Consider the following 24,920-nt stretch of genomic DNA (forward strand, 5'->3'; position numbering starts at 1 on the left):
ACTGCATTGGCCAACCACAACATCTCGCGCCGCACGCTGCTGAAGGGCACCGCCGCGGCCGGCGCGCTCAGCCTGACCGGGCTGCCGGCACGCGCCGAGGTCAACTGGAAGAAATACGCCGGGACCAAGCTGGAGGTGATCCTCGCCAAGGGTCCACGCGGCGACAACCTGCAAAAGAACATCAAGGAGTTCACCGAGCTCACCGGCATCCAAGTGGAATCCGAGCAGATTCCCGAGCAGCAGCAGCGCCAGAAGGTCGTGATCGAGCTCACCTCGGGACGGCCGAGCTTCGACGTCGTGCATCTCAGCTATCACGTGCAGAAGCGGCAGTTCGAGAAAGCCGGCTGGCTCGCCGACATAACGCCCTTCATGAAGGATCCAACGCTGACCGCGCCCGATCTCGTCGAGAGCGATTTCTCGGCCGCCGGCCTGCAATACGCCAAGAACGACAAGGGCCAGATGCTGTCGCTGCCCTGGTCGGTCGACTATTTCATCCTCTACTACAACAAGGAGCTGTTCCAGAAGAAGGGCGTCGCGGTGCCCAAGACCTTCGACGAGATGATCGCGGCTGCCGAGAAGCTCACCGACCCCAAGGAAGGCACCTTCGGCTTCGTCGGACGAGGCCTGCGCAATGCCAACATGACGTTGTGGACGAACTTCTTCCTCAATTGCGGCGGGGAATTCCTCGACGCCAAAGGTAACATCCTGACCGACGGTCCGGAAGCGATCGAGGCAACAAAAATCTACCAGACGCTGCTGACGAAGGTCGCTCCGCCCGGCGTCGTCGGCTTCAACTGGATGGAGTCGATGGCTTCGTTCACGCAAGGACGTTCCGCAATGTGGATCGACGGCGTTGGCTGGGCGCCGCCGCTGGAAGATCCTGCCGCCTCGCGCGTCGTCGGCAAGGTCGGCTACACCGTCGTTCCCGCCGGACCGAAGGGACAATATTCGGCCACCTATGGTGACGGCATCGGCATTGCCGCGGCGAGCAAGAACAAGGAAGCCGCTTATCTGCTCTGCCAGTGGGTGGTTTCCAAGAAGCAAGGCGCGCGGCTGTTGCAGGCCGGCGGCGGCGTGCCGTTCCGCAACTCAATCCTGAATGACCCCGAGGTCCAGAGCGGCGTAAAGATGCCCAAGGAATGGCTGCAGTCGGTGATTGATTCCGCCAAGATCAGCAAGCTGGGCCTGCCCGTGATCATCCCGGTCGCCGAATTCCGCGATCTTGTCGGCGCCGCAATTACCTCGACCATCACAGGTACCGACCCCGCCACAGAGCTGAAAAAGGCTCACGATCAATTCCGGCCGATCCTGGAGCGCAGCGAAAAGGCGTGAGTGCGTTGACACAATCGACTCCGGCCGCGGCACGGTCCGATGCCGCGCCGGAGAAGGAGCTGCGGCCGCCATCCTACTGGCCCTTCGTGGTGCCGGCGCTGGTCGTCGTGCTCGCGATCATCATCTTCCCGTGGGTCTTCACGATCTGGATGAGCCTGAATGAGTGGAAGGTCGGCTCGCCGACCACCTTCGTCGGGTTCTCCAACTATCTGCGGCTCACCAGCGATCCGCGCTTTCTCGAGGCGGTCGGCCATACGCTGGTCTACACCGTGCTGTCGGTGGCGCTGCCGCTGATCCTCGGCACACTCTCGGCCGTGGTGTTTCACCAGAACTTCGCCGGCCGCGGATTTCTGCGCGGCGTCTTCATCATGCCGATGATGGCAACGCCGGTGGCGATCGCGCTGGTATGGACCATGATGTTCCACCCGCAGCTCGGCGTGCTGAACTATCTGCTGTCGCTGGTCGGGATCCCCGCACAGCTCTGGGTCTTCCACCCCGCAACCGTGATTCCCTCGCTGGTGCTGGTCGAGACCTGGCAATGGACGCCGCTGGTGATGCTGATCGTGCTCGGGGGCCTTGCCGCAATCCCGACCGAGCCTTACGAGAGCGCGCAGATCGACGGCGCCAGCTTCTGGCAGGTATTCCGCTTCATCACGCTGCCGCTGATCATGCCGTTCCTGTTCATCGCGGGCATGATCCGCATGATCGACGCGGTGAAGAGCTTCGACATCATCTTCGCGATCACGCAGGGCGGACCGGGCTCGGCCTCGGAGACGATCAACATCTATCTCTACAGCGTCGCCTTCACCTATTACGACCTCGGCTACGGCTCAGCGATCGCGGTCGTGTTCTTCCTGCTGATTGTCCTGCTTGCGGCGGTGATGCTCTACGCTCGTCAGCGCATGCTGTGGACCGAAATCGCGAGCGGCGCATGACACCCCGTCAGATCATCGGCAAAATCGGCCTGTGGCTCTCCGTCTTCGTCATCGTCTCGCCGGCGATCCTGTTCTTCCTCTGGATGATCTCGTTGTCGCTCAAGTTCGAGGTCGACAATGCCGCCTACCCGCCGGTGTTCTTTCCGGATCGCATCGCCTGGAAGAACTATGCCGACGTGCTCGCCTCCAACCGCTTCCTGACCTATTTCACGAACAGCCTGATCGTCACCGGCAGCTCGACGCTGCTGGCGCTCATCGTCGGCGTCCCCGCCGGCTACGGCATCGCCCGCATGGCCGCGCACAAATCCGCGATCGTGATCCTGATCGCCCGCATCACGCCGGGCCTGTCCTATCTGATCCCGCTGTTCCTGCTGTTCCAGTGGCTTGGTCTGCTCGGCACGCTGGTGCCGCAGATCATCATCCATCTCGTCGTGACCGTGCCGATCGTGATCTGGATCATGATCGGCTATTTCGAGACGACGCCGATGGAGCTGGAGGAAGCAGCCCTGATCGACGGTGCCGGGCGCTGGCAGGTGTTCCGCCACGTCGCGCTGCCGATCGCAAAACCCGGCGTCGCCGTCGCGTTCATCCTCGCCGTGATCTTCTCCTGGAACAATTTTGTGTTCGGCATCGTGCTGGCGGGGCGCGAGACGCGCACCCTGCCGGTTGCGGTCTACAACATGATCTCGTTCGACCAGCTCAGCTGGGGCCCGCTGGCCGCCGCCGCGCTGATCGTCACCTTCCCGGTGCTGCTGCTGACGGTGCTGGCGCAGCGGCAGATCGTCGCCGGGCTGACGGCGGGAGCGGTGAAGGGCGGGTAAAATGAAGCGGCCGGGCGACACGACGTCGCCCGGCCGCCACGAATGCGTGTGCCCTACTCCGCCGGCGCGGCGTGCATCTCCGGATGCGCGGCATAGTGCTCGGCGGTGCCGAGCTTGCTGGCCGCGAACAGGCCGGCGGCCATCACTGCGTAGGCGAGCGCGACCGCGGGCGTGACGCCAAAGCCGCCGCCGATGCCGACGGCTTCGCCATGCATGAAGCCGAAATAGGTCAGCACCGCACCGACCAGCGCAAAGCTTGATGCCTTCTCGAAGTCGCGTTCGATGATGAAGACACCGATCGCACCGAGGATGAGGCCGCCGAGGATGGAGCCGCCGCCCATCACCTCGAGGCCGTGATAGAACACGCCCTGCTGCGGCAGCGCTGCGACCGCAGCGGTCTTGACCGCGTCGGCCTTGTCGGCCGCCATGCCGCCGACGGTTGCCGCCGCCGTCATGGTCGAGGCCAGCATGGTGTCGATCTGGAGCTTGGCCCAGGCGGCCAGATGCGGCGTCAGCGCCAGCACGATCGCGGGCGCGTGCTTGACCGGCGTGGTCTGGAACGCCTGCGCACCGATCAGCATGCCGATGTAGAGCAGGATCGGCGAGATCGCGACGACAGGCACCAGCGCCAGCAGCACCGAGATGATGCCGAACCAGGCCAGCACCACCACCATGATGCCGGTCGCAGCCGAGTAGCCGATGCGGCCGCCCATCGCCTTCCAGCCGGGATGGCCGATATAGACGGCGTTGATGAAGGGATTGCCCATCAGGCAGCCGATCAGGCTGACGACGCCGTCGGCGGTCAAGACGCGCGTGGTCGGATATTCGTCGCCGGCCGCTTCCGCGCTCTCGACATTGTCCATGGCCTCGACGAGGTCATAGATGCCGAAGGGAATAGCGGTGACGAGGATGATGCCGAGGAATTCGAAGCCGGAGAAGACGTAGCCCACGGCGGGAATCGGCACCGAGAAGCCGAAATTGGCGAAGGCCGCGCCGACGCCTGCAATGCTCAAGCCGCCGAGGCCGAGCCCGAACAGGTTGGAGCCCCAGGCGATGATCATGCCGGCTGCGATGGCGACGAGGCCTGCGGGAATGCCGCGCCAGTATTTCACGCCGCCGAACCAGCTCACCAGGATGATGGCGAAGCAGACGAGGCCGATCTGCGGCGTCATGTACATCTCGAGCGCCGGCCGCATCGAGATGAAGGTGACGGAGACGCCGGCGAGCGTGCCGAGCAGCGCCGCGCGCGGCGTGATCTTACGAATGAACGGCGCAATGAAGCCACCGATCATCAGAATAAAACTCTGGAAGAACACCCAGACGAGGCCGGCCGACCAGCCCTTGAGCGGATCGCCGGTCTTCAGCGTGATCGGCAGCATGATCACGAAGGTGACGATGAACATGTGCGGCACGCTGACGCCCGACGGCAGCGCGCAGACGTCGTTGCGGCCGGTCTTCTGGGCGAGACGATAGGCGAGATACGCGTAATAGAAGGTGGACAGGCACATCATCAGCCCGAGCGCGGGCAGGATGCGGCCGAACACGAGGCTGTCCGGCATCTTCAAGACGAAGCGCAACAGGCCCGTGAGCACCAGCATGTTGACGAGGATGTTGGTGCCGAAGCCGAAGAACGCGTTCCAGTCGCCCGATGTCCATAGTGCCGGCTTGAACTCAGACTTGCCTGCCGTCCCCGTCAATGTGCTCATGATAATACCCCTATGTGGTCGAAACCTTCATTGCCTCCAGAACTGCGGCTGAGTCCGCGACCCAGCCGAAGATGCCGCCCTGGGCCTTGATCATCTTCAGGCCCATCTCGTGAAACTCGGGAAAGTAGGATGCGCAGCCGTCGGAGATGACGACGCAGCGATAGCCGCGGTCATTGGCCTCGCGCACCGTGGTGTTGACGCACACCTCGGTGGTGACGCCGCACACGAGCAGATTCTCGATCCCGTATTTCTCCAGCACGTCCGTGAGCTCGGTGGCGTAGAACGCGCCCTTGCCCGGCTTGTCGATCACGACCTCGCTGTCGAGCGGATAGAGCTCGGGGATGATGTCGTGGCCGGCCTCGCCGCGAATGAGGATGCGGCCCATCGGGCCGGGATCGCCGATGCGCAAGGACGGTGCGCCGCGCTCGACTTTCGCAGGCGGCGCATCGGAGAGATCGGGCAGATGGCCCTCGCGGGTGTGGATCACCAGCATGCCGGTGTCGCGCGCCGCCTTCAGCACCGCGCCGATCGGCTTCACCGCGCGCGCGAGCTGGCTGACGTCATTGCCGAGCGTCTCGCCGAAGCCGCCGGGCTCCATGAAGTCGCGCTGCATGTCGATGATGAGAAGCGCGGTGGCGGGCCAGTCGAGCCTGATCGGCTCGGGCTCGGCGTTGATGACGCCCGGTGTCGGCTTGGCTGAGTTCAACATGACGCAGGCCCCCGCGAGAACTCCCTTTGCCAGGAGTTCTGCAAGCGCCGTGCCATTGTGTACAATTGCGGGAGAGCGCGGGCGGTGAACGAATTTGCTGTTTAGTCAGACGGTTACGTCGGCGATCGAGGCCTGCTTATTCTCTATGCGACGGCTTTGCGACGTGCATTTGCCCAAGGGATGAGCGGACGTGGACACTCTCTCCGCCGTCATTCCGGGGCGATGCGAAGCGTCGAACCCGGAATCCATCTGACCGAAATGTATGAGGTGAAATGGATTCCGGGCTCGCGCTACGCGCGCCCCGGAATGACGAGCAGAGACTACCGCCCCGCCCCATACAGCCGCCGATGCTCCTCCTCATACGGCGCATAAGAATCCTTCAGCGTCGCCATGTTGAGCAGCATCGTCGCAACCACCGTCCCCGCCTTGTCGAACACGCGCGTCTTCACCCAGGCGCTTTCGGTGCGACGGCTGCCGGAGAGCGCGACCACTTCGCGCTCGACTTCGTATTCCTCGTCGACGAAGAGCGGTCCCTTCACCAGACGGATCTCCTGGTCGGCAAACAGGCCGACGGCCGGTCCCCTGGCCGGCAGCGGATCCTCCTTGGAGCGGTACTGGAACAGCACGCTCAGCATCTCCATCGGGATGATCGGTTTGCGCCAAGGATTCGAAGAAGCATTGTCCGCGCCCGAATAGTACGGCGAGCTCTCGGTGATGACGGCGAGCTTCTGCCTCAGGGAGAACGGATAGAGGTCGCCCATGTTCTGGTCGAACGCCATCCTCACCGTCTGCCGCTTGCTCGTCTGCGCCACCTTGACGTCGCGCAGGATGACGGGATCGGCCAGCGGCTTGAGCTCGCCGAGGCGGGTCTCGAGCGCAGTCGCGACCGTCGCGTCGCCGATTGAGGCCGTGCCGCGCAGCACCTCGGTGCCGTCGCGCTTGACCATCTGAACCTGGCATTGGCTTGTGCCCGGCAATGGCTTTGACAGGATCGCCTGCACCTCCTCGCCCTCGTAGCAGACGCTGCGGTAGTGCGCGGAGAGACAGCCGCTCTCGAACCAGGCCTGCCCCCAGAGCCGCGCGCCGAGCGGGGCAAACTGGCTGAAATGCGTCGGGCCTTCGATGGTGCCGCCCTTGAAGCCGAGCTTCTGGGCGGTGGCATCGTCATGGATGGAGGCGTGCGCATCGTAAGTTTGCGCCTGCAGCATCTGGCGCGGCTTGCGCCACGGGCCGATCAGCGTCTCCGCGGTCTCGGTGATCTCGGTCTCGAATGCATTTGCGGTCATGGCTTTTCTCCACAGGCAGCCATGACTAACAGGACCGCCACGGATGCGGCCAGCGATATTGACTTCGCCTGTCCATGCTTTTGACTGGCAACACCCGCTTCGCAAGCCGCCTCTCTTTCCGCGGCGCAAAATCCCCGCCAAACCAAGAAGAACAAGGACCTCCGAAATGACGCTGATGCAGGTCGAGCTGGACGACAAATACCGGCTCGAATCGAAGCGGATCTTCCTGTCCGGCACGCAGGCCCTGGTCCGCCTGCCCATGTTGCAGCGCGAACGCGACCGGCTCCAAGGCCTCAACACCGGCGGCTTCATCTCCGGCTATCGCGGTTCCCCGCTCGGCATGTACGACCATGCGCTGTGGCGCGCGAAGTCATTCCTGCAACAGCAGGACATCGCCTTCGTCCCCGGCCTGAACGAGGACCTCGCGGCGACCGCGGTCTGGGGCAGCCAGCAGGTCGGCCTGTTCCCCGGTGCCAAGGTCGATGGGGTGTTCGGCATCTGGTACGGCAAGGGCCCCGGCGTCGACCGCTCGGTCGATGCGCTCAAGCACGCCAATGCGGCCGGCACCTCTCTCAATGGCGGCGTGCTCGCGCTCGCCGGCGACGACCATGGTTGCCAATCCTCGACGCTGGCACACCAGAGCGAGCAGGTGTTCGCGGCGGCGATGATCCCCGTGATCAATCCCGCCACGCTGCAGGACTATCTCGACCTCGGCCTCTACGGTTTCGCGCTGTCGCGCTTCTCCGGCTGTTGGGTCGGCTTCAAGGCGATCAGCGAGACCGTCGAGAGTTCGGCGTCGATCTATAGTGATCCCGAGCGTATCCAGATCAAGCTGCCGGACGATTTCGAGATGCCGCCCGGCGGCCTCAACATCCGCTGGCCCGATCCGCCGCTGGACGCCGAGAGGCGCCTATTCGGGCCGAAGATGGAAGCGGTGCAGGCCTTCGCCCGCACCAACCAGCTCGACCGCATCGTGCTCGATTCAAAACCTGCGCGGCTCGGCATCGTCGCGACCGGCAAGGCCTATCTCGATCTGCGCCAGGCCCTCGCCGATCTCGGCATCACCGACAAGGACGCGCAAGACCTCGGCCTTCGCATCTACAAGGTCGCGCTGACCTGGCCGCTGGAGGAAAGCGGCGCCAGGCGTTTCGCCGAAGGTCTGCAGGACGTGCTGGTGGTCGAGGAGAAGCGTGGCTTCATCGAAGACCAGCTGATGCGCATCCTCTACAACATCGACGCTTCAAAGCGTCCGACGGTCACGGGCAAGCGCGACGAGCGCGGCGCGCCGCTGTTGCCGAGCGAAGGCGAACTGACGCCGACGATCGTTGCCTCCGCCCTCGTCGCGCGGCTGCGCAAGCTCGGCCATCACAGCCCGGTGCTGGAGCAGCGCCTGGCGCGGCTCGAAGCATTCGACAATCCCGTCACCACGAGCGCGCCGATCAAGCTGGCGCGCACGCCCTTCTTCTGCTCGGGCTGCCCGCACAATTCCTCGACGCGCGTGCCCGAGGGCAGCCGCGCGATGGCCGGCATCGGCTGCCACGGCATGGCCCTGAGCATGCCGACCCGCCGCACCGATCTGATCTCGCACATGGGCGCCGAGGGCGTGAACTGGATCGGCCAGTCGCCCTTCACCACCGAGACGCACATTTTCCAGAATCTCGGCGACGGCACCTATACGCATTCGGGCCTGCTGGCGCTCCGTGCCGCCTCCGCCGCCGGCATCAGCATCACCTACAAGATCCTCTACAACGACGCCGTCGCGATGACCGGCGGACAGCCGGCCGAAGGCGCCTTCAACGTCGCGCAGATCGCGCATCAGGTCTGGGCCGAGGGCGTCAAGCGCCTCGCGATCGTCTCGGACGATCCCGGCAAATACCCTGAAGGCAACTACTTCCCGCAAGGCGCAACCATCCATCACCGCCGCGAGCTCGACGCCGTGCAGCGCGAGCTGCGCGACATCAAGGGTCTCACGGTCATCATCTACGACCAGACCTGTGCGGCGGAAAAGCGCCGCCGCCGCAAGCGCGGCCTTTATCCCGATCCCGCCAAGCGCGCCTTCATCAACGAGCTGGTCTGCGAAGGCTGCGGCGACTGCTCGCAGGCCTCCAACTGCGTTTCGGTACAGCCGCTCGAAACCGAATTCGGCCGCAAGCGCCAGATCGACCAGTCGAACTGCAACAAGGACTTTTCCTGCGTCGAAGGTTTCTGCCCGAGCTTCGTCACCGTCCATGGCGGTTCGCTCAAGCGCATGAGGACTTCGGCGGTCGATTCCGGGCAGCTGTTCGCCGATCTGCCGCTGCCGCCCGCGCGTGAGCTCGACGGACCCTACAACATTCTCGTCACCGGCATCGGCGGCACCGGCGTCATCACCATCGGCGCCCTGCTCGGCATGGCCGCCCATGTCGACGGCCGCGGCTGCTCGGCGCTGGACTTCACCGGCCTGTCGCAGAAGAACGGCGCGGTGATGAGCCACGTGCGCATCGCGCCGAAGCCGGAGGACATCTCGGCGGTCCGCATCACCACTGGCGGCGCCGACGTCATCCTCGGCTGCGACATGATCGTCTCGGCCGGGCCGACTGCGCTGAGCCGCGCCGAGCGCGGCGTGACCAAGGCCTATATCAACGCCGATTTGCAGCCGACCGCGAGCTTCGTGCAGAATCCCGACCTCGATTTCGAGATGGGCACGATGCAGACCGTGCTGCGCGACGCCGTCGGCGACAAGAACCTCGACATCATCGACGCCACGGGCATCGCCGCCGCGCTGATGGGCGACAGCATCGCGACCAATCCCTTCATGCTCGGCTTCGCCTTCCAGAAGGGCGCGATCCCGCTGTCGCTGGAGGCCCTGCACCGCGCCATCGAGATCAACGGCGCCGCGATCGAGATGAACAAGCTCGCCTTCACCTGGGGCCGCCTTGCCGCCCACGACATGTCGCGGGTGCGCAGCGTGCTGCAGTTCAAGGCCCGGGCCGCAGCGCCGGGGAAATCGCTCGACGACATCATCGCGACGCGCGCGGAGTTCCTGACCGGGTATCAGGACAAGGCCTACGCCGATCGCTATCTCGCCGCGGTTGCCAAGGTGCGCAAGGCGGAGACAGCCGCCGCGCCGGCTTCGACGGAACTGACCGAGGCGGTCGCGAAGAACCTGTTCAAGCTGATGTCCTACAAGGACGAGTACGAGGTCGCGCGGCTCTATACCGACGGCAGCTTTGCGAAGAAGGTGTCCGAAAAATTCGACGGCGACTTCACGTTGAAGTACCACCTCGCACCGCCGATCTTCGCCAAGCGCGACAAGGCGACGGGGCATCTTCAGAAGCAGGAGTTCGGCGGCTGGATGGTCCATGGCTTCCGCGTGCTGGCGAAGCTGAAATTCCTGCGCGGCGGCGCGTTCGATCCGTTCGGCCGCACCGAGGAGAGGCGAACCGAGCGCAAGCTGATCGAGGATTATCTGGCGATGATCGATGGGCGGGTCGCCGGGCTGAAGGCGGAGCAGATCCCGCTGCTGGCACGGCTCGCGCGCGTGCCCGAGACGATCCGCGGCTTCGGCCACGTCAAGGAAGCCAACATCAAGCTGGCGGCGGCCGAAACGGCGCGGCTGGAAGCGGAGCTGGAGAACAGCCGCTTTGCGGCGGCGGCGGAGTAGCGGATCGGACGCACTCTGTCCGCGTCATTGCGAGGAGCTCTTGCGGCGAAGCAATCCAGACTGCCACTGCGGCCAAAATCTGGATTGCTTCGCTGCGCTCGCAATGACGGAGATTGTGGCACGCGCTCGCCTCACACGCGCTGTCATCGCCCGCGAAGCGGCCGATCCAGTACTCCGAGACGGTTGTGATTGAATCGAGAAGCCGCGGCGTACTGGATGCACCGCCTTCGCAGGGCATGACAGCGGTGATAATTGCTAGAGCGACGCCTTCGCGGCACTCGGCGCTATCACCGCCCCCTCCGCCAGATGCCGTCCCGCGATGTATCCGAACGTGAGTGCCGGTCCCAGCGTAATCCCCGGCCCCGGACAATTGCCGTTCATGATCGAGCCCATGTCGTTGCCGCAGGCGTAGAGGCCCGCGATCGGCGTGCCGTCCTCGCGCAGCACGCGGGCCTGCGCATCCACCTTCATGCCGATCGCCGTGCCCAGATCGGCCGGATAGATGCGCATCGCGAAGAGCGGCGCGCGCACGATCGGCGCAACACAGGGGTTCGGTTTGTGCGCGGCATCGCCGAGGTGGCGCTGATAGGCGGTGCTGCCGCGGCCGAATTCGGGATCGCGCCCTTCCTTAGCAGCTTCGTTGTAGCTCGCAATCGTCGCCGAGAGCGTCGACGGCTTGATGCCAATCTCCGCCGCCAGCCGCGCGATGTCAGGCGCCTCGACCAACTCGCCGCTCGCCACATAGCGCCGAACACTGCGCTTGAACGGCTTGATGCGACCGAGACCATAAGCCCACAGGAACGCGCGGTCGCAGATCAGGTAAAACGGCCGGTCCGGCTCGCCATTGCCATCACGCAGCATCGCGAGCACGAACTCGTGGTAGGACAGCGCCTCGTTGACGAAGCGGCGGCCCGCCGCATTCACGGCGATCACGCCGGGCTTGGCGCGGTCGGTCACCGTGTGCGAAAACACGCCGCGGCTGCCGTCGGCGCGGCGGAACAGCGAGGCGGGCACCCAATAGGCCGGGCTGGTCACGTCCGTGTTGAGGGCAGCACCGGCCGTCGACGCAAGCCGAAGCCCATCACCAGTGCCTGCTGTGTTGGTCGCCGAGACGAATCCGGCGGCAGGCGGGAAGAAGCGTTTGCGCAACGTCGCGTCATGCGAGAAGCCACCGGTCGCCAGCACCACGCCGCGTCGCGCTGCGATCAGACGATCACGGGCGCCGTGGCGGATCACCACGCCCGCGACGCGATCGCCTTGCATCGACAGATCTTCGACATCGGCGCTGAAAAGGATCTCGACCTGCCGCGCCAGCAGCGAGACGTATAGCCGCGCGGCAAGCGCATTGCCGAGATGCAGCGTCGTGCCGCGCGGGCTGCGCAGCCGCTGCAACGCGTATGCAGAAACAAGCCGCGCCGCGCGCAGGGTCGAGCGCAGCGATTTTCCGACACGCCGCAGATGCGGAATGTCGAGCCGGTTGACCATCATCCCGCCGAACAGCGTGAACTCCGGCAGCGGCGGTCGTAGCCGCGCGAAAGCCCGACCAAGCCGCGTGCCGTCGAAAGCCACCGGCTCGAGCACGCGGCCGCCCGATGTTGCACCCAGCCGTTCCGGATAATAGTCCGGATAGACCTTCACGGGCTGGAGCCGCACCTCGGTGTTGGCTTCGAGCCAGGCGACCGCCTCCGGCCCGCGCGCGAGAAAGGCCGCGCGCAGCCCGGCATTGGCAGCTTCAGGCACCGTGCTCGACAGATACCGGACGGCGTCTGTGATGCTGTCCGAGAGCCCTGCCTCTTTCATCTTGGGATTGGCGGGAATCCAGACCATGCCGCCGGACCACGCGGTAGTACCACCGACAAAAGCGGTCTTCTCGATGACCAGCACGCGCAGGCCTTCTGCGGCCGCAACGGCCGCCGCCGTCATGCCACCGGCACCGGCGCCGACGACAATGACGTCGTAGATCTCGTGCGCCGGCATCATGCGGCAAGTGTCCGAAAGCTGGGCATGACACCGTCATACCCCGCCGACCGGCCGGCAGCTAGCGGGCTGGCTTGCGCTCGACCGGGTCGATGTCGATCGCCCGCAGACGGCCGAGCCGCAGCACGTCCATGGCAAGCCGCCGGCCGATCCGGTCGCGGTCGAGCACGCGGATCAGATCGTCAACGCCGTTGATCTCGACGCCATCGAGCCTGATCACGACGTCGCCGGGCAACAGGCCCGCCTTCGCCGCGGGGCCGTCCGGCTCGATCTGCATCAACAGCGCGCCCATCTTGTTCTCGACGCCGGCCACGACCGCGTGGCGCCGCGGGACCGGCGCGGTCTGCCCGGCGACGCCGATATAGGCGCGGCGGACATAGCCGTGGCGGATGATCTCCGACAGCACGAATTGCGCGGTGTTGCTGGCGACCGCAAAGCAGATGCCCTGCGCGCCGTTGATGATGGCCGTGTTGATGCCGATCACCTCGGCTTTCGAGGAGACCAGCGGCCCGCCGGAATTGCCGGGATTGAGCGCGGCATCGGTCTGGATCACGTCCTCGATGGTGCGCCCGCTCACTGAACGGATCGAGCGCCCGAGCGCCGAAACCACGCCGGCGGTCACGGTCGACTCGAAGCCGAGCGGGTTGCCGATCGCGATCACGAGCTGGCCACGCCGCAAGGTCTTGGAATTGCCGAGCGCGGCATAGGGCAGATCGCGCACGCCATTGGCACGCAGCAGCGCAAGATCGGTGTCGGGATCGACGCCGAGCACCCGGGCATCGCCGACATGGCCCTCGACATCCCGCAGCCGGATCTCCTTCGACGTGCCGACCACGTGGCTGTTGGTGAGCACGAGCCCGTCAGGCGAGATCACGATGCCCGAGCCCAGCCCGCCGCGCTCGCGGCCGTTCGGCACTTTTGGTCCGGTCTCGACGCGCACGACGGCAGGGCCGACGCGGTCGGTGACGTCGATCACGGCATTGGAATAGGCGTCCAGCAGCGCCCGGTCGTCAGCCGGGGCAGCCGCCGCCGTTCGCGATGACGGGGCGTCACCGGCGATATCTGATGTGAAATCCAGCATGGTAGGAGTCCTTGAGGCTCACACAGATGGTGGCCTGTTCCCTCCAGCGCAAGGGATCCGTCTGGAGCGCAGGGCTGGGCTGCCCAGTGGACTGCCCAACTGGCTAGGGCGCCCGCCGCAACGTGCCCGCCCGCGCCTTGACCGGGTCGAGCAGGGACCAGTCGCCGTCCGGCAGCACATGGCCCTTCGGGAATGGCGCGCGCAGCTCCAGCCCGAGCGAACGCAGCACGCGGTCGTCGCGGTAGTAGCATTGCAGGACGACGCGGACGAGAGTTGCGGCCGGCACGCTGCCCGAGCTGCGGAACTGCTGCGCGACGCCGTCGCGCGCGTCGGGCGCGAGGTCGGCGAGCGGCATCCCCGCAAGCCGCGCCAGATGGTCGAGCGCCGCCGCGACCGGCCTGGTGTCCCGGCCAAGCGTTGCGAGGATGTCGGCTTGAATGATCTCGTCATCCGCGCCGGGGACGCGATATTCCTCGCTCGGTGGAATGATCATCGCGGCGATGGCGCGCAAGTTCTGGCGCTGCCGCGGCGTGAGGGTGAACTGATCAGTCATGGCGTGCTCTCATTGGTTCTTTCCCGCCGCAAAGACGGTGCGCTCCCTCTCCCGCTCGCGGGGGAGGGTTGGGGAGAGGGTGTCTCCACAGAGGGGCTCCCCCAGAGGAGAGGCCCTCACCCGGCACTTCGTGCCGACCTCTCCCGCAAGCGGGAGAGGTGCAGGGAGCGCGCGGCTGCGTTTGAATGCAATCATGATCAATCGAACAAATTGGCGAGGCGCTGCTTCATCTGGTCGGCGATGTAGAGCGCGAGGGCCTGGATGGTGGAGGTCGGGTTCACCCCGCCGGAGGTGACGAAGATGCTGCCGTCGACGATGAAGAGGTTTTTCACGTCGTGCGAGCGGCCCCATTCGTTGACGACGGAGCACTCGGGGTCGGTGCCCATCCGCGCCGTGCCGAGCAAATGCCAGCCGCCCCACGGGATCGGCGAGTTGACACAGATGTCACTCGCTCCCGCCGTCTCGAGAAACTCGCGGCCGCGCGCCAGCGCATGCTCCATCATCTTCCGGCTGTTCTCGCTGATCGTGTAGTCGATCTTCGGCGCGGGAATGCCGTGGCTGTCCTTCAGAACCGGATCGAGCGTGACGCGATTGTGCTCCTCCGGCAGGTCCTCGCAGATCGCGGAGAAGCCTAGGCGATGGCCGTTGAGCTTGCGGAAGACGCGATGATGATCCTCGCCCCAGGGCAGAATGCCCTTCTGCTCGCTAACGACGGCCTCGAACACCGGCCCTGCCCCGCGCACGAACTGGACGCCGTAGCCGCGCACGAAGCCGCGCGACAGGTCGGTGTCATACCATTCCTTGCTCCACAGGCAGGTCGGCGGCGCGCGGTTAGAGTCGGTCGGCTCCTTCACATAGCCGTAGATCTGCGCATAGGGGTGGAACATCAAATTCTTGCCGACGAGGCCGGACGAATTGGCAAGGCCGTTCGGGAAGCGGCCGGACGCCGAGTTCAGCAGCAGCCGCGGCGTACCGACGCCGTTGCAGGCGATGATAACGACATGCGCGGGCTGAAACTGCTCGACACCGTCCTTGTCGTAATAGACCACGCCCGAGGCCATGCCATTCTCGTCGGTGGTGATCTCGCGCACCCGGCAATGGGTGCGCAGCTCGACGCCAGCGCGGATCGCATGCGGCCAATAGGTGATGTCGGTGGAGGACTTTGCGCCTTGCGCGCAGGCCGGCGTGCAATGGCCGAGATTGATGCACCGCGCCCGGCCCTCATAGTCCATGGTCGCGACCGTCGTGTCCGACGGCCACCAGTGCCAGCCGAGCTCGTTCATGGCCTTGCCGATGATGGCGCCGGACAATCCCATCGGCTGCTGCGGCATCGGCGGGTGCGTCAGTGGCGAGAGCGGATCGCCGGATAGACCCGACGTGCCCATGATGCGGTCGTTCTCTTCGAAGAACGGCGTCAGCGCGTCGTAGTCGATCGGCCAGTCGTCGGCGACGCCGTCGAGCGTCTTCACCTTGAAATCGGAGGGATGCAGCCGCGGCCAGTGCGCGGTGTACATCACCGTCGAGCCGCCGACCGCATTGTAGTTGACGACCTTAATCGGCGAATCGTCGTCATTGATCGGATAGTCCTCGGGCCGGCCACGGACGTTGGGGCTCGACGACCACTCCCCGTAGAACTTGGCCTCCCAGTCCCGGCCCGTGCTGGGATATTCCGCCGGGTTCATCCAGCCGCCCTGCTCCAGGCAGACGATGTGCATCTTGGTTTCGGCCAGCGACCACGCCACCGCCGCGCCCGATGCGCCGGCGCCGATGATCAGGACGTCCACGGAGTCTTTCATCGCAACCTTGTCCTCCCCCCCTCGCCGCTTACCGGGCGATTCGGCCTTTCGCGCTCCGCGAGGCCGGCAAACGATAGGGTCAGAGCTGCGGCCGAGTAAAGCCGCCGGCCCGGAATGTCGCACTTCGCAGGGCGCAGACCATTGGTATCGCCACGTCCGGATGCTAGGAACAGGACGCACGAGCCATCGATAGCGAGACCGCATGTCCTTTCGAAATTTCTTTGCCGCCGCCCGCGCTTTTGCGCTCGTTTTGTTTTTTGTCTTGTCCGGAGTTCTGGCGTCTTCCGAGCCGGCCTCCGCCCTGACCGCTGCCGCGACGGCCCGCGACGGCAACTCCATCCAGCTCGGCGACGTCACTTACCGGCTCGACGGCGTCGACGCGCCCGAACTGGACCAGGTCTGCATCGACGATCACGCCGATCCCTGGACCTGCGGCATCGAGGCCCGCGACCAGCTGGCGAAGCTGATCAACAAGCGCTCCGTGCGTTGCGACGATGTCGGGCCGGAAAAGAGTTTTGGCAAACGCCACCGCGCCATCTGCACGGCCGAGGGCGACAAGGCGACCTTGAACGAGCAGCTGGTCAAGCTCGGCTATGCCATCGCTCGCGAGCCGATCAAGGCGAACGTCAAGCCGGCGGCGGCCGAGGCGAAGACCGCCTCTGCCGGGATCTGGAAGGGCTGCTTTGTTGCGCCGCAAGAATTCCGCAGCGGCAAGAAGGACGGTGCGCTGCTGGGCGCCGCCTGCCGCTCCGACCGCGACAAGGAGATCCGCGCCGTGCTGTTCCCGGACGAGCTGACGATGCCGCCGAGCTGCAGCATCAAGGGCAAGCTCGCGGTGCGCGCCCGCGTCACCGGCAATATCGGCATCTATCATTTGCGGGGCTGCCCGAGCTATCCCGCAACCACCAAGCCGGACCGCTGGTTCTGCTCCGAGGACGACGCCCAGGCCGCCGGGTTCCGCAAGGCCTATAATTGCCGCCGGCCAAAGTGAAAAATTCCTTCACGCACGCGTGAGTGGTAGTCCGAGACCGTATTGATCCGGAATTGAACTTCGGCGGGAGTTGCTGCACTTATCAAAGTGCGCACGCGCTTTGCGCGAGCGCTTCCTTGGCAGACGATCCTCATCGGATTGTCTTTGCTCGGGCGTTTCCTCCCTAGACTTGGGCCGCTTGTCACAACAAGCGGCTCTTCTTTTTGGGGGTCCCTACGTCCGCATCCGCATGATCTGGTCCATCGGCGGCATGTTCCCGTTCAGATGCGACATGATCCAGACGGTGCCGCCGACCAACAGGAAGACGACCAGCAGTCCGAACGCCAGCGCCAGCACGTTGTTGGTGTTGTCAGGGCCCGTGGTGATGTGCAGGAAGAACACCAGGTGCACGCCCATCTGCGCGATCGCCAGCACGATCAGCGCAACCGGGATCGAAGGCTGCCAGACCAGGTCGGTGCCGGCGATGAAGAACGAGGTCGCCGTGAGCAACAGCGCCAGAACAAGACCGACGACGTAGCCCAGAATCCGCTCACCGACACTGTGCTGCTCTTCCTCGCCCGGCGCGAGATCGTGCCCGGTTGGAATATGCGTCTGATCGCTCATGGGGCACCCCCAAGCAGGTAGACGACGGAAAACACCCCGACCCAGATGATGTCGAGTGCGTGCCAGAACAGCGCAAAGCACATCATCCGCCGCAACACGTCGGCGCGAAAGCCTTTCGCGAAGACCTGGGCCATCATGGTGAGCAGCCAGAGCACGCCGGCGGAGACGTGCAGGCCGTGGCAGCCGACCAGCGAGAAGAACGACGTCAGGAAGGCGCTGCGCGAGGGGCCATAGCCGCGCGCGACGAGATCGGCGAATTCGCGGAACTCGATGACGAGAAAGATCACGCCGAGCACGCAGGTCACGGCCATGCCGAGATAGAACCAGAACCGGTTGCGCACGTCGGCGGCAATGCTGGCCATGCCGCATGTGAAGCTCGACAGCAGCAGGCACACCGTCTCGATCGCGACGTTCCGCTGCTCGAAGATCTCCGCCCCGCTGGGGCCGCCGGCGGTCTGGCCGGACAGCACCGCATAGGCCGCGAAGAAGCAGGAAAACATCACGATGTCGGAGAGCAGGAAGACCCAGAAACCGTAGGCAGTGACGATCCGCTTCGATGCGGGCCCGGGATGCTCGATGACGACCCCGATGTGATGGGGATCGGCGTGCGCACGGCCAACGGCTGCTGTCATAGACATCAGACCGCTCCCGCCATGCTGACGAGGCTGCGCCGCTCCTCGAGATTGATCCGATCGATGCGGGCGACCTCTTCGGCCGGAATGACGTATTCGTCATGGTCGCGCCAGGCGAACACGACAAATGTCGCGAACGCGCCGAGGCCGCCCAGGATCACCATCCACCAGATATGCCAGATCAGCGCAAAGCCCATGATCGAGGCAAAGAACGCGCAGATGAATCCAGTCGGCGAGTTCCGGGGCATCTCGATGTCCTGATATTCGGGCACGTCGTGCTCGAACGATTGCTGCTGTGCGCGGGTCTTCATATCCCAATAGGCATCCTCACCGCGAACATCCGGATGGAAGGCAAAATTGAACACCGGCGGCGGCGACGAGGTCGCCCACTCCAGCGAGCGGCCGTCCCAGGGATCGCCGGTGCGATCGCGTAGCGCCTCGCGATTGCGGATGCTGACCACGAGCTGCATGATCTGGCAGATCACCCCGATCGACAGCACGGCCATTCCGATTGCCGCGACGATCATCCACGGCCGCCAGGCCGCGACGTCGTAATGCTGCAGGCGCCTGGTCATGCCGAGCATGCCGGCGATGTAGAGCGGCATGAAGGTCACGTAGAAGCCTGTGAAGGTGAACCAGAATGCGGCCTTGCCCCAGCGCTCGTCGAGGCGGAAGCCGAATGCCTTCGGGAACCAGTATTCGAAGCCGGCAAAGGCCCCGAACAGCACGCCGCCGATGATGACGTTGTGGAAGTGGGCGACCAGGAACATGCTGTTGTGGAGCATGAAGTCCGCCGGCGGCACCGCGACCAGCACGCCCGTCAAGCCGCCGATGATGAAGGTAACCATGAAGCCGACCGACCACAGCATGGGCGTCGCGAACCGAATGCGGCCGCCATACATCGTGAACAGCCAGTTGTAGATCTTCACGCCGGTCGGTATCGCGATGATCATGCTGGCGATGCCGAAGATGGCATTCACATCCGGGCCCGCGCCCATGGTGAAGAAATGGTGCAGCCAGACCATGAAGGAGACGACGCAGATCGCCATGGTCGCGAGTACCATCGAGCGATAGCCGAATAGCGCCTTGCCCGAGAAGGTCGACACCACCTCGGAGAAGATGCCGAAGGCCGGCAGCACGAGGATGTAGACCTCCGGATGTCCCCAGGCCCAGATCAGGTTCATGAACATCATGACGTTGCCGCCGGCTTCGTTCGTGAAGAAGTGGAAGCCGAGGTAACGGTCGAGCAAGAGCATCGCCAGCGTCGCGGTGAGGATCGGGAACGCTGAGACAATCAAGAGGTTCGAGGCCAGCGTGGTCCAGCAGAACATTGGCATGCGCAGATAGTTCATGCCCCTGGTGCGCAGCTTCAGCACCGTCGTGACAAGGTTGATGCCGGCGACCAGCGTGCCGACGCCGGAGATCTGCAATGACCAGGCGTAATAGTCGACGCCGACGCCGGGTGAATAGGACAGTCCGGAGAGTGGCGGAAACGCGAGCCAGCCGGTGCGTGCGAACTCGCCGACCACCAGCGAGATATTGACCAGCAGCGCACCGGTCGCGGTCAGCCAGAAGCCGACCGAATTGAGCGTCGGAAACGCGACGTCGCGGACGCCGAGCTGGAGCGGCACGACGAGGTTCATCAACCCGATCACGAACGGCATCGCCACGAAGAAGATCATGATGGTGCCGTGCGCCGAGAAGATCTGGTTGTAGTGCTCCGGCGGCAGATAGCCCTGCGACTGATAGGCGACCGCCTGCTGGATCCGCATCATGATGGCGTCGCTGCCGCCGCGCAGCAGCATCACCGAGGCCAGCAGGATGTACATGACGCCGATGCGCTTGTGATCGACGCTGGTGATCCATTCATCCCAGAGATAAGGCAGATGTCCCTTCACCACGACCCAGATCAGCACGGCGAGGATCGCAACCAGCACCACCGCGCCCGCGACGAGCGGGATCGGCTGGTCGAACGGAATGGCCGACCAGTCGAGCTTACCGAGCATCGTGACCTCCACTATGTGCGCGGCCGGCAGCCGATATCAGCTCGGGGCCGGGCCCTGGCGGAATGTGCTGGGTTGCGATCAGGTCGAACAGACGCGGGTCTTCCAGGCGGTAGGTCGGCCGGCCCCGCTCGATGCCCTGCTGCATCAATGCCTTGTAGCTGGCCTCGTTCAGCACGGCATCGCTCTTCGCCGTGGTCGCGACCCAGTCGGGAAACGCCAGCGGCGAGATCACGTTGACGTCGAACATCATGTCGGGAAAACCGTCGCCGGAGAAATGCGCCGACAGCCCTTGCAACTTGCCCTCGTTGTCCGCGCGCAGGTTCAGCCGCGTCACCATGCCGTTCATGGTGTAGATCATGCTGCCGAGCTGCGGGATGAAGAACGTGTTCATCACGCTCGACGACGTCAGCTGGAAATTCAGCTCGGCGCCGGCCGGCACCGTCAGCGTGTTGACGGTGGCGATGCGCTGGTCCGGATAGATGAACAGCCATTTCCAGTCGAGCGAGACGGCCTGGATGCGAACCGGACTGCCGGTCCCCGGCACGGGCGCTGCGGGATCGAGCTGGTGCGAGCCGATCCAGGCGACGCCGCCGAGCAGGATGACGGTCAGCGCAGGTATCGACCACACCACCATTTCGACGCGGCCCGAATAGACGAAGTCCGGCTGGAAGCGCGCTTTTGTATTGGATGCGCGAAACCAGAACGCAAAGGCCAGGATCGCGACAATGGTCGGCACCACGATCACGAGCATGATGAAGACGGAATCGCCCAGGATGGTGCTGTTGGCCGCAGCCACGGGCCCTTGTGGGTCGAGCAGATTCATCGGCAAGCCACTGGCGATTGGGAAGCCCCGGGAGGGAGCCTAGCGCGGAAAAGGCTCCGCAACAAACGCCGCGACTTCGGAACGGTTCCTGAACCGCAAGGGGAGCCATGCCCGTTGAGCCGGCCGCAGCATGCAATTCCATGTGATGTCAATGACATGAACGCAGGAGCGGCGCCCTTCTCGCCGGTCTGGTCGATTGCTAATCTGCACGAAAATAATGAGATGTACCGATCCAGGGAGTGAGCTGAAATGCGCTTGAAGGACAAGGTTGCCATCGTCGTCGGCGCCGGCCAGAGCCCGGGCGAAGGCATGGGCAATGGCCGCGCCACCGCGCTGACCTTCGCGCGCGAAGGCGCCAAGGTGCTGTGCGTCGATCACCACCTGGAGTCGGTGCAGGAAACGGTTGCGATGATCACCGCAAAAGGCGGTACCGCCGCGGCCTTCAAGGCCGACGTGACCAAGTCAGCCGACATCAAGTCAATGGTCGCGGACGCGCAAATGCGCTGGGGCCGGATTGACGTGCTGCACAACAATGTCGGCGTCAGCCTGTCCGGCGGCGATGCCGAGCTGCTTCAACTCACCGAGGAGGCCTTCGACCGCGTCGTCGCCATCAACCTGAAGAGCTGCATCCTCGCAGCGAAAGAGGTGATCCCGATCATGCGCGCGCAAAGGAGCGGCGCCATCATCAACATCTCCTCGATGGCGGCGATCACGACGTATCCTTATGTCGCCTACAAGGCGACCAAATCGGCGATGATTGCCTTCACCGAACAGCTCGCCTACCAGAACGCCGAATACGGCATCCGCGCCAACGTCATCCTTCCCGGCCTGATGAACACGCCGATGGCGGTTGATACCCGCGCCCGCGAATGGCACAAGACCCGCGCCGAGGTCGAAGCCGAGCGCGACAGCAAGGTGCCGCTGCGCAAGAAGATGGGAACGGGTTGGGACGTCGCGAACGCCGCGCTGTTTCTGGCGTCGGACGAGGCGGGCTTCATCACGGGCGTGACGCTGCCGGTGGATGGCGGCGCCAGCGTGAGGCGGGGGTAGAAGCGAGCATGCTGCTCTTACCCTCCCCTGGAGGGGGAGGGTCGCTACGCATGAAGCGTAGCGCAATGCGTAGCGGGGTGGGGTGAAGGTCCCTCCCCGTCCAACAGTTTCCGTGCGGAGAGATCACCCCACCCCGCTCGCGCTGCGCGCGATCGACCCTCCCCCTCCAGGGGAGGGTAAGATCAGTGCGTCACCCGCCAGATCGTGCCGTTGCCATCCTCCGACACCAGCAGCGATCCATCCTTCGCCACGGCAACACCGACCGGCCTCCCCCACACCTCCGTGTCGCTCAGCACAAACCCCGTGACGAAATCCTCATACTCGCCGGTCGGCTTGCCGTCCTTCATCCGGATGCGGATCACCTTGTAGCCGGTACGCTTGGAGCGGTTCCAGGAGCCGTGCTCGGCGGCGAAAGCATCGTTCTGGTATTCAGTCGGAAACTGCGAGCCCTGGTAGAACGTCATGCCGAGCGAGGCCGAGTGCGGCTGAATCAGCACGTCGGGGACCGTCACCTTGTCCTTGATATCAGGCCGCGCGCCGGCATGGCGCGGGTCTTCATTGCCGCCGATATAGAACCACGGCCAGCCGTAGAACGCGCCTTCCTTCACACTCGTCACATAGTCGGGCACGAGATCGTCGCCGAGGCCGTCGCGCTCGTTGGTCGAGCACCAGGGCAGACCGGTCTGCGGCTGGACCGCGAGCCCGACGCAGTTGCGGATGCCGGTGGCGTAGATCTTCCGCTCCTTGCCATCGGGATTGAAGGCCAGCACGGTGGCGCGCTCCGTCTCGCTCGCCCAGGCCGCGCCGAGCGGCTGCGCTTTCGACCAGGCACCCATTCCGCCCGGCGGCGTTCCCATGCCCTCGGCGACATTGCTGAGCGAACCCACCGACACCAGCATGCGCTTGTCGTCCCGCGTGAAGACGATATCGCGCGTGGAATGGCCGCCGTCATGCGGCAGGCTTGCCACGATCGTCTGCGCCTTGCCACGCGCCTTGAGATCGCCGGCCTGATAGGGAAAGCGGACGACGCTGTCGGTGTTGGCGACATAGACCCATTGCGGGTTGTCGCCATTTGGAAAGAAGGCGATGCCGAACGGCTGCTTCAAGCCGCTCGCAAACACCTCGTTGGTCGCGACCTTGCCGCCCTCCCCAGTGCGCAGCACGCGAATGGTGCCGGCCCGCGTTTCCGCGACGAAGACATCGCCGTTCGGCGCGACCCTGATGATGCGCGGCGCGCGCAAGCCTTCGGCGAACAGCTCGATCTTGAAGCCGGCCGGCACCAGGAGCGATGCCTGCGAAGGCCGCGGCACCACGCGCGAGAAGCTGGCAACCGACGGCGTCGCATTGGGCCTGGCGAGGTCCTGCGGCCGGATTAGCCTGACCGCGCCGGGCTTGTCGGCCCGCCAATCGCCATAGGCGTCCTTGCCCTGCAGCACCGGGTCGGCCTGCACGCCAGACGCAACAACGACCAGCAACCCCGCGGACATCGCCACGGACGAAATCCTGTTCTTCACGTCGCCATCCTCCCGGCCTGCACGTCGCCAACGTCAACGTTGGTCGACCCGCAAACGTTCTGCGGCAGGTCAAACGCCTGCCGAATCCCACATCAGCTCATGCCCGCACGATGTGCATCAGCCGCAGCCCATCATACTGGAAAATGCGGCTGATCGGTGCGACACATTGCAGGGGCGACGGCCGCCGGTTGCGGTCATCAAAGCTGCGGCGTCAATGTCGCACCTGATGGGGTGATCATGTGGGGATCCATCATATCGGAATGGGCGAGCCTGCTGCTCCGCTGGCTGCACGTGGTGGCGGCGATCGCCTGGATCGGCAGCTCCTTCTACTTCATCGCCCTCGATCTCAGCCTGAAGCCGAGGTCTGACCTGCCGGACGGCGTGCAGGGCGAGGCCTGGCAGGTCCATGGCGGCGGCTTCTACCGGATCATGAAATATCTGGTGGCGCCCACCCAGATGCCCGACGAGCTGACCTGGTTCAAATGGGAAGCCTACACCACCTGGCTATCCGGCTTCGCGCTGATGGTCGTGGTGTATTATCTCGAGGCCGATTTGTTCCTGGTCGACAAGTCGATCCTCGATCTCACGCCGTTCCAGGCCGGCCTGTTCAGCTTCTGCAGCCTGGCGCTGGCGTGGCTGCTCTACGAGGCCGCCTGCCGCAGCGGACTGGCACAGCGCGAGCTGCCTTTCGCCATTGGCGGTTATCTGTTCCTGGTCGCACTCACCTATGCCTTCACCCATGTGCTGAGCGGCCGCGGCGCCTTCAACCAGATCGGAGCGATCATCGGCACCATCATGGTCGCCAACGTCTTCACGCTGATCATCCCGAACCAGAAGAAGATCGTGGCGGCGCTGGTCGCGGGACAGGCGCCCGATCCGAAGCTCGGCAAGGCCAGCAAGGAGCGCTCGGTCCACAACAACTATCTGACGCTGCCCGTGGTCGTGCTGATGATCAGCAACCACTATCCCCTGCTCTACGCGACAAAATTCAACTGGATCATCGTCGCGCTCATCCTGGCGCTGGGCCCGGTGATCCGTCACTTCTTCAACGAGGGGCATGCCGGGCGCAAATCGCCATGGTGGGTGTGGGGCGTGGCCGCCGTGGGCGTGATCGCGATCCTCTTCCTGTCCGCCGCCGGTCCGCGCGAGGTGAAGACGGGCGCATTGTCGACGCCGGTCACGGTCGCCAATGTCGAGGAGATCGTGATGTCCCGCTGCAGCATGTGCCACGCGGCCGAACCGGTCTGGGCCGGCATCGTCACCGCGCCAAAAGGCATTTTGCTCGATGCGCCCGAGCACATCCAGCGCAACATTCGCCTGATCGGCCGCGTCGCCGCCTGGTCCAATGCAATGCCGCCGGGCAACATCACCGAGATGACCAGCGAGGAGCGCGCCGTCCTCGCAGCCTATATCGAGCAGGCGCGCTGAGGCCGTCATGCGTCGATCGCGCATTTCGCGAAAT

Annotated in this window: 19 protein-coding genes; 7 read left to right on the plus strand and 12 right to left on the minus strand. The window is 64.8% G+C overall.

The window, feature by feature from the left end; all coding sequences use genetic code 11:
* Positions 1-6: 6 nt before the first annotated feature.
* The 3 genes from N2603_RS32510 to N2603_RS32520 are packed head-to-tail and all read left to right on the plus strand — an operon-like array spanning position 7 to position 3,088.
* Entirely contained in the window at positions 7-1,332 is a 1,326-nt protein-coding gene (locus N2603_RS32510; protein ID WP_260385336.1) for an ABC transporter substrate-binding protein, read from the plus strand.
* Positions 1,329-2,267, plus strand: a complete 939-nt coding sequence (locus tag N2603_RS32515; RefSeq protein WP_260385337.1) for a carbohydrate ABC transporter permease — start codon at positions 1,329-1,331, stop codon at positions 2,265-2,267. Before N2603_RS32510 ends, N2603_RS32515 begins: the two co-directional genes overlap by 4 nt.
* Complete coding sequence (locus N2603_RS32520) at positions 2,264-3,088, plus strand: carbohydrate ABC transporter permease (RefSeq protein WP_260385338.1); 825 nt, start codon at positions 2,264-2,266, stop codon at positions 3,086-3,088. The genes N2603_RS32515 and N2603_RS32520 overlap by 4 nt, the downstream gene beginning before the upstream one ends.
* A gap of 53 nt (positions 3,089-3,141) precedes the next feature.
* On the opposite strand, the gene N2603_RS32525 is transcribed toward N2603_RS32520, so the two are convergent.
* The 3 genes from N2603_RS32525 to N2603_RS32535 form a co-directional block, all read right to left on the minus strand.
* Entirely contained in the window at positions 3,142-4,794 is a 1,653-nt protein-coding gene (locus N2603_RS32525) for a regulator (RefSeq protein ID WP_260385339.1), read from the minus strand.
* Between the two features lie 10 nt (positions 4,795-4,804).
* Positions 4,805-5,503, minus strand: a complete 699-nt coding sequence (locus tag N2603_RS32530; protein WP_260385340.1) for a cysteine hydrolase family protein — start codon at positions 5,501-5,503, stop codon at positions 4,805-4,807.
* 320 nt (positions 5,504-5,823) lie between these two features.
* On the minus strand, positions 5,824-6,789 hold the full coding sequence (locus N2603_RS32535) for a hypothetical protein (RefSeq protein WP_260385341.1): 966 nt from the start codon (positions 6,787-6,789) through the stop codon (positions 5,824-5,826).
* A 166-nt stretch (positions 6,790-6,955) separates the two neighbouring features.
* Here N2603_RS32535 and N2603_RS32540 point away from each other — a divergent pair, with 166 nt between their 5' ends.
* Positions 6,956-10,432, plus strand: coding sequence for an indolepyruvate ferredoxin oxidoreductase family protein (locus N2603_RS32540; RefSeq protein ID WP_260385342.1), 3,477 nt, complete (start codon positions 6,956-6,958; stop codon positions 10,430-10,432).
* Positions 10,433-10,687: 255 nt separating this feature from the next.
* On the opposite strand, the gene N2603_RS32545 is transcribed toward N2603_RS32540, so the two are convergent.
* The 4 genes from N2603_RS32545 to N2603_RS32560 all read right to left on the minus strand — a co-directional run bounded on the left by N2603_RS32545 (position 10,688) and on the right by N2603_RS32560 (position 15,839).
* Entirely contained in the window at positions 10,688-12,412 is a 1,725-nt protein-coding gene (locus N2603_RS32545; RefSeq protein ID WP_311740720.1) for an FAD-dependent oxidoreductase, read from the minus strand.
* A 58-nt stretch (positions 12,413-12,470) separates the two neighbouring features.
* Positions 12,471-13,490, minus strand: coding sequence for a S1C family serine protease (locus N2603_RS32550; RefSeq protein ID WP_260385343.1), 1,020 nt, complete (start codon positions 13,488-13,490; stop codon positions 12,471-12,473).
* A 103-nt stretch (positions 13,491-13,593) separates the two neighbouring features.
* Complete coding sequence (locus tag N2603_RS32555) at positions 13,594-14,043, minus strand: hypothetical protein (RefSeq protein ID WP_260385344.1); 450 nt, start codon at positions 14,041-14,043, stop codon at positions 13,594-13,596.
* A gap of 197 nt (positions 14,044-14,240) precedes the next feature.
* Positions 14,241-15,839: a GMC family oxidoreductase gene (locus tag N2603_RS32560; protein ID WP_260385345.1), complete on the minus strand. Its 1,599-nt coding sequence runs from the start codon at positions 15,837-15,839 to the stop codon at positions 14,241-14,243.
* A 202-nt stretch (positions 15,840-16,041) separates the two neighbouring features.
* Here N2603_RS32560 and N2603_RS32565 point away from each other — a divergent pair, with 202 nt between their 5' ends.
* Positions 16,042-16,830 (plus strand): thermonuclease family protein, encoded by a 789-nt coding sequence (locus tag N2603_RS32565; protein ID WP_260385346.1) that lies wholly within the window; start codon positions 16,042-16,044, stop codon positions 16,828-16,830.
* A 213-nt stretch (positions 16,831-17,043) separates the two neighbouring features.
* On the opposite strand, the gene cyoD is transcribed toward N2603_RS32565, so the two are convergent.
* Genes cyoD through N2603_RS32585 form a run of 4 tightly spaced genes read right to left on the minus strand, consistent with a single transcriptional unit; the run spans position 17,044 to position 20,894 of the window.
* The gene (cyoD, locus tag N2603_RS32570; RefSeq protein WP_260385347.1) at positions 17,044-17,433 is read right to left on the minus strand and encodes a cytochrome o ubiquinol oxidase subunit IV; all 390 of its coding nucleotides are present in this window, start codon (positions 17,431-17,433) and stop codon (positions 17,044-17,046) included.
* Positions 17,430-18,071, minus strand: coding sequence for a cytochrome (ubi)quinol oxidase subunit III (locus tag N2603_RS32575; protein WP_260385348.1), 642 nt, complete (start codon positions 18,069-18,071; stop codon positions 17,430-17,432). The genes cyoD and N2603_RS32575 overlap by 4 nt, the downstream gene beginning before the upstream one ends.
* Positions 18,071-20,071, minus strand: coding sequence for a cytochrome o ubiquinol oxidase subunit I (gene cyoB, locus N2603_RS32580; RefSeq protein WP_026312478.1), 2,001 nt, complete (start codon positions 20,069-20,071; stop codon positions 18,071-18,073). Before cyoB ends, N2603_RS32575 begins: the two co-directional genes overlap by 1 nt.
* The gene (locus N2603_RS32585) at positions 20,061-20,894 is read right to left on the minus strand and encodes a cytochrome ubiquinol oxidase subunit II family protein (protein ID WP_260385349.1); all 834 of its coding nucleotides are present in this window, start codon (positions 20,892-20,894) and stop codon (positions 20,061-20,063) included. Before N2603_RS32585 ends, cyoB begins: the two co-directional genes overlap by 11 nt.
* A 249-nt stretch (positions 20,895-21,143) precedes the next feature.
* Here N2603_RS32585 and N2603_RS32590 point away from each other — a divergent pair, with 249 nt between their 5' ends.
* Positions 21,144-21,944, plus strand: a complete 801-nt coding sequence (locus N2603_RS32590; protein WP_260385350.1) for an SDR family NAD(P)-dependent oxidoreductase — start codon at positions 21,144-21,146, stop codon at positions 21,942-21,944.
* Between the two features lie 182 nt (positions 21,945-22,126).
* On the opposite strand, the gene N2603_RS32595 is transcribed toward N2603_RS32590, so the two are convergent.
* On the minus strand, positions 22,127-23,458 hold the full coding sequence (locus N2603_RS32595; protein WP_260385351.1) for a PQQ-dependent sugar dehydrogenase: 1,332 nt from the start codon (positions 23,456-23,458) through the stop codon (positions 22,127-22,129).
* 237 nt (positions 23,459-23,695) lie between these two features.
* Here N2603_RS32595 and N2603_RS32600 point away from each other — a divergent pair, with 237 nt between their 5' ends.
* Positions 23,696-24,886 (plus strand): urate hydroxylase PuuD, encoded by a 1,191-nt coding sequence (locus N2603_RS32600; RefSeq protein WP_260385352.1) that lies wholly within the window; start codon positions 23,696-23,698, stop codon positions 24,884-24,886.
* The last annotated feature ends 34 nt before the right edge of the window (positions 24,887-24,920 follow it).

This window comes from Bradyrhizobium huanghuaihaiense (assembly GCF_025200885.1).
In the GTDB taxonomy this organism is placed as follows: domain Bacteria; phylum Pseudomonadota; class Alphaproteobacteria; order Rhizobiales; family Xanthobacteraceae; genus Bradyrhizobium; species Bradyrhizobium huanghuaihaiense.

Bases quoted from the DNA above. Each gene is read 5' to 3' on its own strand.
- N2603_RS32520 (WP_260385338.1), top strand. From the start codon at position 2,264: ATGACACCCCGTCAGATCATCGGCAAAATCGGCCTGTGGCTCTCCGTC.
- N2603_RS32525 (WP_260385339.1), bottom strand. From the start codon at position 4,794: ATGAGCACATTGACGGGGACGGCAGGCAAGTCTGAGTTCAAGCCGGCA.
- N2603_RS32530 (WP_260385340.1), bottom strand. From the start codon at position 5,503: ATGTTGAACTCAGCCAAGCCGACACCGGGCGTCATCAACGCCGAGCCC.
- N2603_RS32535 (WP_260385341.1), bottom strand. From the start codon at position 6,789: ATGACCGCAAATGCATTCGAGACCGAGATCACCGAGACCGCGGAGACG.
- N2603_RS32540 (WP_260385342.1), top strand. From the start codon at position 6,956: ATGACGCTGATGCAGGTCGAGCTGGACGACAAATACCGGCTCGAATCG.
- N2603_RS32545 (WP_311740720.1), bottom strand. From the start codon at position 12,412: ATGATGCCGGCGCACGAGATCTACGACGTCATTGTCGTCGGCGCCGGT.
- N2603_RS32550 (WP_260385343.1), bottom strand. From the start codon at position 13,490: ATGCTGGATTTCACATCAGATATCGCCGGTGACGCCCCGTCATCGCGA.
- N2603_RS32555 (WP_260385344.1), bottom strand. From the start codon at position 14,043: ATGACTGATCAGTTCACCCTCACGCCGCGGCAGCGCCAGAACTTGCGC.
- N2603_RS32560 (WP_260385345.1), bottom strand. From the start codon at position 15,839: ATGAAAGACTCCGTGGACGTCCTGATCATCGGCGCCGGCGCATCGGGC.
- N2603_RS32565 (WP_260385346.1), top strand. From the start codon at position 16,042: ATGTCCTTTCGAAATTTCTTTGCCGCCGCCCGCGCTTTTGCGCTCGTT.
- cyoD (WP_260385347.1), bottom strand. From the start codon at position 17,433: ATGAGCGATCAGACGCATATTCCAACCGGGCACGATCTCGCGCCGGGC.
- N2603_RS32575 (WP_260385348.1), bottom strand. From the start codon at position 18,071: ATGTCTATGACAGCAGCCGTTGGCCGTGCGCACGCCGATCCCCATCAC.
- cyoB (WP_026312478.1), bottom strand. From the start codon at position 20,071: ATGCTCGGTAAGCTCGACTGGTCGGCCATTCCGTTCGACCAGCCGATC.
- N2603_RS32585 (WP_260385349.1), bottom strand. From the start codon at position 20,894: ATGAATCTGCTCGACCCACAAGGGCCCGTGGCTGCGGCCAACAGCACC.
- N2603_RS32590 (WP_260385350.1), top strand. From the start codon at position 21,144: ATGCGCTTGAAGGACAAGGTTGCCATCGTCGTCGGCGCCGGCCAGAGC.
- N2603_RS32600 (WP_260385352.1), top strand. From the start codon at position 23,696: ATGTGGGGATCCATCATATCGGAATGGGCGAGCCTGCTGCTCCGCTGG.